At 66.0% G+C, this 7,198-nt stretch carries 6 protein-coding genes; 1 reads left to right on the top strand and 5 read right to left on the bottom strand.

Going from position 1 to position 7,198, the window contains the following annotated elements; all coding sequences use genetic code 11:
- Window positions 1-238: 238 nt before the first annotated feature.
- The 3 genes from Q4610_RS17305 to Q4610_RS17295 are packed head-to-tail and all read right to left on the bottom strand — an operon-like array spanning window position 239 to window position 4,124.
- A complete protein-coding gene (locus tag Q4610_RS17305) occupies window positions 239-1,819 on the bottom strand; it encodes a sensor histidine kinase (protein ID WP_304537225.1) in 1,581 nt (526 codons plus the stop codon).
- Window positions 1,816-2,526 (bottom strand): response regulator transcription factor, encoded by a 711-nt coding sequence (locus tag Q4610_RS17300; RefSeq protein WP_304537224.1) that lies wholly within the window; start codon window positions 2,524-2,526, stop codon window positions 1,816-1,818. The genes Q4610_RS17305 and Q4610_RS17300 overlap by 4 nt, the downstream gene beginning before the upstream one ends.
- 11 nt (window positions 2,527-2,537) lie before the next feature.
- Entirely contained in the window at window positions 2,538-4,124 is a 1,587-nt protein-coding gene (locus tag Q4610_RS17295) for a DUF4153 domain-containing protein (protein WP_304537223.1), read from the bottom strand.
- Between the two features lie 254 nt (window positions 4,125-4,378).
- Here Q4610_RS17295 and Q4610_RS17290 point away from each other — a divergent pair, with 254 nt between their 5' ends.
- Window positions 4,379-5,890 (top strand): vWA domain-containing protein, encoded by a 1,512-nt coding sequence (locus Q4610_RS17290; RefSeq protein WP_304537222.1) that lies wholly within the window; start codon window positions 4,379-4,381, stop codon window positions 5,888-5,890.
- A gap of 17 nt (window positions 5,891-5,907) precedes the next feature.
- On the opposite strand, the gene Q4610_RS17285 is transcribed toward Q4610_RS17290, so the two are convergent.
- Both Q4610_RS17285 and Q4610_RS17280 read right to left on the bottom strand, forming a co-directional pair.
- The gene (locus tag Q4610_RS17285; protein ID WP_304537221.1) at window positions 5,908-6,804 is read right to left on the bottom strand and encodes a pirin family protein; all 897 of its coding nucleotides are present in this window, start codon (window positions 6,802-6,804) and stop codon (window positions 5,908-5,910) included.
- A 29-nt stretch (window positions 6,805-6,833) separates the two neighbouring features.
- Window positions 6,834-7,154, bottom strand: a complete 321-nt coding sequence (locus Q4610_RS17280) for a hypothetical protein (RefSeq protein WP_304537220.1) — start codon at window positions 7,152-7,154, stop codon at window positions 6,834-6,836.
- Between the last annotated feature and the right edge of the window lie 44 nt (window positions 7,155-7,198).

Raw genomic sequence — 7,198 nt, 5'->3', positions numbered from 1 at the left:
GCAGACCGGAGCCGCCGCCCACATGTCCCTTCATCAATCAACAATGTCAAAGAACCGCACCGACAATAAAACCGGACAACCAGAAATCCCCGATCCTGTCGGCCGGGAAAATGGCGTCCGTCTGTTTGGGCGACCGAGCGAAGCAAGAACCAGAGGCCCTCACCGCGTCGGTGGAGTGGCATCTAGGCGCGTCCGATGAGTCGGTCAACGCCTTTTTTCAAAAATCTGTCACCCTGGCTCAGAAATCCGCTGCGAGCGGGCATCGGACACGAAAATGCGCACCTTGCACCGACTGCTCAAGGGTCAATGCGCCCTGATAGGCGTCGATCAGCGAGCGGGCGATGGACAGCCCCAGGCCCGTCCCGCCCTGCGCCCGCTTGCTGGTGAAGAAGGCGTCAAAGATCCGATCGCGGTCGCCATCCGCCACGCCGGGACCGTCATCGGCCATATCGATGACGGCGTCGCCGCCGTCCACGGCCAGGGTGACATCCAGCCGCGTCGCACCGGCCTGGTGCGCATTATCCGCCAGCGTCGCCAGGATCGCCGCCAGCGCATCCGTGTCCATGGCAAGCGGCGGAACGACATCGGGCATCAACAGCGTCACGCTGAACCGTTCGCCACCCATGGCGTCGGCCAGTCCGGCCAGCACCGAACGCGCATCGCTTCGCGCATCCCCGCCGCCGACCAGCACATCGGCCCGCGCCAGTTCCATCAACCGCCGCACCAGACGCGACAGCCGTTCGGCATCCGCGGCCATGTTGCGCAGGAAGCGTGCCCGATCCGCCGGGGCCATGTCGTCGCCATGATCCTGGAGCAGTTCGATCGCACCGGAGATGCCGGCCAGCGGCGTCTTGAATTCATGGCTGACCGCCGAGGCAAAATCCCGCAAATAGCGCGAACGCTTGTCGATGCTGTCGGCCATCCGGTCAAAATCCCGATAGAGCGCACGAATTTCGACCACCTGAAGCGACGGTATGCGCGGCGTGACACGACGCCCCAGCGCCAGTTCGCGCGTCGCCCGGCTGAGCGCTTCTACCGGGCGAACGATGGCGCGGGCGAGAATGGCGGACAGGATCAACAGCAGCAGGAAGATGGCGGCCACGCCGAACACTATCTTGCCGCGATCCTCATAGAGGCCAAGGAACAGGGCGCGCGGCGAACGGGACAGCAGCAGCACGCCCACCACCTGGCTATCGACGCGGATCGGGCGGGCGTGGTGCAGGCGAATGCTGGTGGCGCGGCTCAGCCATTCGAGCGGATATCGAGCGGCATAGGCATCATTTTCGCGCAGCACCGTCACCGCGCGGCCGCCAAGCGCCGCCTTGACCTCCGGCAGCGCTGCGAGGCTACGCCCCCGCTCTGCGCCGTTCAGCAAAATGCCCTGCCGATCGAGCATCAGAATAGAGGAGAGGGTCGTGACCTTGGTTTCCTGAAAGGCCGGCATCATCCGCCGGGTGAGGGCCAGCGCCGCAGCGTCAGGCCGTTGGCGCGTCGCGATCGCGGCAGGACGCGGCGGCAGGATCGGCGAAGCGCGCAAATCCACCTCGGTCATCCGGTCATGATAGCGAACCGCAGCGGCAGGGAAGTCGGGTCGGGTCGGCATTCCGCGCCATACGATCGCCGCACTGGCCGCCAGGGCTGCGCCCTGCGCCACCAGTTCCGCTTCGGTCCGGCGCACCAGCGCATTTTCATAGATGCGCAGGAAAATTGCACCGAAACCCGGCAGCGCAGCCACGAAAACCAGGGTGCCCAGCACCATCGTGCGCAGCGGGAGCACCGGCCAGTGCCGGGCGATCCGGGCCTTCAGCGGCGCGATCATGCCGGCGGGGCCGTCCCGATGCATCCGCCCAGCCGATAGCCGATGCCGGCCCGCGTCTCGATGATGTCCACCCCGCCGACATCGGCGAATTTGCGACGCAGATTGCGGATATGGCTGTCCACCGTCCGGTCGGTCAGAGCAAAGCCCGGCCCGCGAAAGCGATCGATGATCTGGTCGCGCGAGAAAATGCGCGCCGGCATCGCCAGCAGCGTGCGCAGGATGGTGAACTCGGTCACGGTGAGGCTGACGTCCTGCGCGCGCCACCGCGCCGACCAGCTTTCAGTGTCGAGGCTGAGCAGGCCGTGCCGCATCGTGCCGACATGCTCCGCAGCCGGCGGGCGGGCGGCGGTGCGGCGCAGGATCGCCATGGATCGCGCCAATACCTCTCGCGGGGAAAAGGGCTTCACGACATAATCGTCGCCGCCCAGTTCGATCCCCAGAACCCGGTCGATCTCGTCATCGCGCGAGGAGAGGAAGAAGATCGGCACCTGGCTATGCGCGCGCAGCCGGCGGCAGACCTCCAGCCCGTCCATGCGCGGCATGTTGATGTCGAGGATGACAAGGTCGGGTGTGTGCCGCGCGACCTGCGCCAGCGCCTCCTCGCCATCGCCCGCCTCGATCGTCTCCAGCCCGGCCTTGCCGAAGGCAAAAACAAGCAGTTGGCGGATATGGGGATCATCATCGACGATCAATATGGTGCTGGGCATGGGGCATAGGATCATTTCCCGGCCGTTCCTGTCAACGTGGCGTTTGGCGTGGCGGTGGCGGTATCGCTGGGCGGCGGCGGTGGCGGGATCAGGGCGCCGGCGCAGTCACGGTCGCCGGGCGGCAGGATGACGGGCGGGGTCTGCGCCAGCATCTGGCGCGCGTCCGTCAGCCGCCGCTGGTTGAGCCATGTCCAGCCCTGCCTGGCGCCTGCTTCCAGTCGGTCGACATTCCTGGTCCGAACCGCCTGCACCCGTTCGCGAAATGCGGGCTTCAGGTCGACGCGGCGCTCCAGCGACAGCAGGGGCAACACGGCGGAAGCGCCCAGTTCATGCATGTAGCAGAGGTCAAGCGCCACGCCCTTGCCACCCACTTCGCGAGCATGACGGACATTCCATTGCGCGGCGATCGCGCCCAGGTCGACAAAGCAGGCAATCGCCAGCACCAGCCCCGCCGCAGCGAGGTTGACGTTGATCAGCCAGGCGGCGCTGCGGTTCCGCAGCAACCGCCAGCAGATCGCCACGAGGCCGAAAGCGACCAGCGCCATCCAGATCAAAGCCGCAATCCGCAGGCGGGTGAGCGAATAGGCGTCGATATAGTCTGCGGTGCGCAGCATTGAGGAGGCGACGAGCAGGATATTCTGCGCGATCCACAGCATCACCAGTCGGCGGATCGCCGGCATGCGCGCCGTGTCCGATCCGGGCCGCAGCGTCACCAGCACAAACAAAGCCGCGAGCAGTGCGGTCGCGATCAGCGGATAGGCGCCGCGATGGGCATAGTCGGCCATGGTCATGCCGGCGGGCATCGCCGCCCAGCCCCACAGCCAGGCGATATCCATCAGATTTTGCGCGGCGAAGAGCAGGTTGAACAGGATCAGCGACAATGTGACCGACCCGGCCGAGACACCGGGGAGAGCGCGGTCGCCGCGCCGGTCGAAGGTCGGCAGCACATGACGCGGCAGGCGCGGCCGCAACAGGCTCCAGACCGGCAGGAACAACAGCCCCCAGACGATCGCGCGCCCGAACAACGACACGGACAGCTCCGGCACAAAAAATGCGTTGAAGAAACGCGCGATCAGCGGGTTGGCGGCGGCGAACAGGCTGAGGATCACGGCGCTGCCGAGAATCGGCAAGGCGAACAGGCCGATCGCGGCATGGAGGCTGAACCGGCCCGAACGGCCCGCCGCGCGGACCTTGAGCAGGCGGCGCAGGTCGATCAACGGTGCAAAGGGCGCACGCAGGCCATGCAGGATCAGGCGCTGGAACCAGCGCCAGCCATCATCGAACCCTGCTGTCGCCGGGATCAGCGCGACCATGACCGCAGCAATCCAGAACAACGCCCAGGCGAGCAGGCTGGCGTCATAGACCAGAGCGGCCGTGAACAGCCCCGCCGCCGCCAGCGCCGCCCAGGCCCGCCGATCACGCCGGATCGCCGGCCGCCCGACAAGCAGCGCGCCCAGCACCGCCAGGGTGAACAGGCCGAGATGACCGCCATAGAGATGGCGCTGATAGAATAGCCAGTCGCCGATGCCGACGACCAGCAGGGCCGGCACCAGTTTCCAGCGAAAGCGCCCAGTCAGGCGCATGGCGGAGGAATGCATCGATCTTGTCTCCCTGAATATCGGGCCAAGATGCGGCACCCCGGAGCAGTTTGGTGGGGACCATCGATCAATAGTTGGCGCAGGTCCGGTGCAGATACCGTGCAGACCGTCCGGCAACGCACGCGATTCCGCCGGAAATCATGGCCCGCCGTTCCGGGAGGTTCTGGCAGCGACCGGATTTCCCCCCGCTGGTCGCTTGTCAGGCTCGCTTTGTCGCGCCTATTTTCTCTCTACCTCAATAGTGGAGAAAACCAATGCGTGCTCGCCTGGCCATCACCCTCCTGCCCTGCCTCATCCTCGCCGGATGTAGTCAGGCGCCCAGTGACTATGCGGCATACGAAGCCGCCAATGGCGCAGTCACGCCGACAGGCGATCGCTATGATGGCCAGCCCGTCAGCCCGGTCCATCAGGTGGCGAGCGAGCCGATCTCGACCTTCGCCGTGGATGTGGATACCGGCGCCTATGCCCATGTCCGGCACATGCTGCTGGCAGGCCAGGCCGTCCCGGCCGATGCGGTGCGTACCGAAGAGATGGTCAATTATTTCCGCTACGACTATCCCCTGCCGGACGATCGTACCGCGCCTTTCAGCGTGACCACGGATGTTGCGACCACCCCCTGGAATCCGGGCACCCGGTTGCTGCGTATCGGGCTGCGCGGCTATGATGTCACCCGGTCGCAGCGACCGCCGGCCAATCTGGTGTTCATGGTCGATGTGTCGGGATCGATGCAGGATCAGGACAAGCTGCCCCTGGTCAAGCAGGCCCTCTCGACCCTTGCCGACGGGTTGCGTCCCGATGACAGCGTCTCGATCATCACCTATGCGGGCGGGGTCGAGACATTGGTGGAGGGCAGCCATGATCCGGCCGAAATCAGGGCGGCGCTGGACGGGCTGGACGCCGATGGCGCGACGGCGGGCGGCCCGGCGCTGGCGATGGCCTATGACCTTGCCCGCGCGCATCGTATTCCCGGCGGCATCAACCGCATCTTCATGGCGACCGATGGCGACTTCAATGTCGGCCTGTCCGACCAGAAGGGGCTGGAGGACATGGTGAAGCAGAACCGCGAGGACGGCATCACGCTTACCACCCTGGGCTTTGGCCAGGGCAATTATAATGACGCGATGATGGAAGCGGTGGCGGATCTGGGCAATGGCAACCATGCCTATATCGACAGTGCCATGGAGGCGCGCAAGGTGCTGGACGAGGAACTGTCGTCGACCCTTTTCACGATCGCGAAGGATGTGAAGGTGCAGGTGGAGTTCAATCCGGCGGCGGTCAGCCAGTATCGGCTGATCGGTTATGAAAATCGCGCCCTGGCAGAGGCGGATTTCGCTGACGACAAGGTCGATGCCGGCGAGATCGGCGCGGGGCATCAGGTGACGGCGCTGTACGAGATCGTGCCGGTCGGCGAAGCAGGGTGGACCGGCGAACGCAGATATGCCGCCAACCGGCCGTCGGTGGCAGAAGGCGACGCGCAGGAAATGGCCACCGTCCGCCTGCGCTACACATTGCCCGAAGGGCAGAGCAGCCGCCTGATCGAGCGGCCGGTGCCCACCGCCCTGATCGCCGCCGCCGGCCGGCCGCAGGGCGACATGGCCTTTGCCATTGCGGTCGCCGCCTTCGGCCAGAAGCTGCGCGGTGACACGAAGCTGGGCGACTTTACCTTTGGTGACATCGCACGGCTGGCCGGGCCGCAAGCCGATTACTGGCGGCAGGAATTCGTCCAGATCGCCAGGCTCGCCGATCACGGGGATGCGCGGGAGTAGGCGCGTTCCCCTGTCCGTCAGGCCGGGAGCGGGATGAACTCGCTCTCGTCCGGCACCCTGGCGAAGCGTTGCGCCTGCCAGTCCGCCTTGGCCTGTTCGATCCGGTCGGCCGAGGAGGAGACGAAGTTCCAGTAGATGTTGCGCTTTTCCGGCAGCGGTTCGCCGCCCAGCAGCATCAGCCGCGCGCCGCCCTTTGCCCGCAGCACGATCTCCGCGCCGGGCTTGAACACCACCAGTTCGCCGGTGGCGAAACCGCCCGACTGGCCGATCACCTCGACCGTGCCCGCCACCACATAGATGGCGCGTTCGACATGCTCCGCCTTGAGCTGGTAGCGCGCGCCATCCAGCAGCGCGATGTCGGCATAGACCATGTCGGAATAGGTCTTGACCGGCGACACCAGCCCGTCCGAGCGGCCGGCGATCAGGGTCAGGCGTGTGCCCGCATCCTCGATCGCGGGAATCTCGTCCGCCTTGTGGTGCGAAAAGCCGGGATCGGTTTCCTCATGGCGGGTCGGCAGCGCCACCCAGGTCTGGAGGCCGAACAGCTTGCCGCCCTTGGCACGGTTTTCGTCAGACGTGCGTTCCGAATGGACGATGCCACTGCCTGCGGTCATCCAGTTGACCTCGCCCGGCCGGATCGACTGGACCGAACCGACGGAATCGCGGTGCAATATCTCGCCCTCCAGCAAATAGGTGACGGTCGCGAGGCCGATATGCGGGTGCGGGCGCACGTCCAGCCCTTCGCCACTATTGAATACCGCCTCGCCCATCTGGTCGAAGAAGATGAACGGGCCGACCATGCGGCGATGCGCGGACGGGAGCGCGCGGCGGACGGAAAAGCCGTCGCCCAGATCGCGGACCGGGGGCAGGATGACCATATCGACGGCATCGATGTCGGAAGAGCGGATGGACATGGGATATTTCCTTTCGGGGGGATAAGGGGTCAGGCGCCGAGCAGCGCCAGCGCTTCGATCTGGGCGCGGGAAAAGCCCTGTGCCGACAGGGAGGGGACATGGCGTTCGGCCAGCCGACGGGTGCGGCCGGTTTCGCACAGAAAATCGCGCACCGGGCGCAGATGGACGGGCAACGGGGCAGAGGCGGCCTTTTTCGGGCCGATCAGGGCACCGATGGCATGGCCGAGCCGCGACCGCAGCGATCCGGCGACGGCCGGTTCGGCGCAACCGCAATCGGCAACGGCGTTAAGTGTGGCGCGTACATCCTGCCATTCGGCGGGGTTGAGTTGCGGTGTGGCGATGGTCAGCATGGCGAAACTCCCTTTGCGCGATGCAGTCCTTCTACTCTGTTCCA

Origin of the sequence: Sphingobium cyanobacteriorum (genome assembly GCF_030580935.1) — a bacterium.
GTDB classification, from domain to species: domain Bacteria; phylum Pseudomonadota; class Alphaproteobacteria; order Sphingomonadales; family Sphingomonadaceae; genus Sphingobium; species Sphingobium cyanobacteriorum.
Note: the sequence above shows the minus strand (reverse complement) of the source record. Positions and strands in the feature narration are given on the sequence as shown.

What these genes read in the sequence shown, in the direction of transcription:
- Q4610_RS17295 (WP_304537223.1), bottom strand. Translation starts at nt 4,124, where the DNA reads ATGCATTCCTCCGCCATGCGCCTGACTGGGCGCTTTCGCTGGAAACTG.
- Q4610_RS17280 (WP_304537220.1), bottom strand. Translation starts at nt 7,154, where the DNA reads ATGCTGACCATCGCCACACCGCAACTCAACCCCGCCGAATGGCAGGAT.
- Q4610_RS17300 (WP_304537224.1), bottom strand. Translation starts at nt 2,526, where the DNA reads ATGCCCAGCACCATATTGATCGTCGATGATGATCCCCATATCCGCCAA.
- Q4610_RS17305 (WP_304537225.1), bottom strand. Translation starts at nt 1,819, where the DNA reads ATGATCGCGCCGCTGAAGGCCCGGATCGCCCGGCACTGGCCGGTGCTC.
- Q4610_RS17285 (WP_304537221.1), bottom strand. Translation starts at nt 6,804, where the DNA reads ATGTCCATCCGCTCTTCCGACATCGATGCCGTCGATATGGTCATCCTG.
- Q4610_RS17290 (WP_304537222.1), top strand. Translation starts at nt 4,379, where the DNA reads ATGCGTGCTCGCCTGGCCATCACCCTCCTGCCCTGCCTCATCCTCGCC.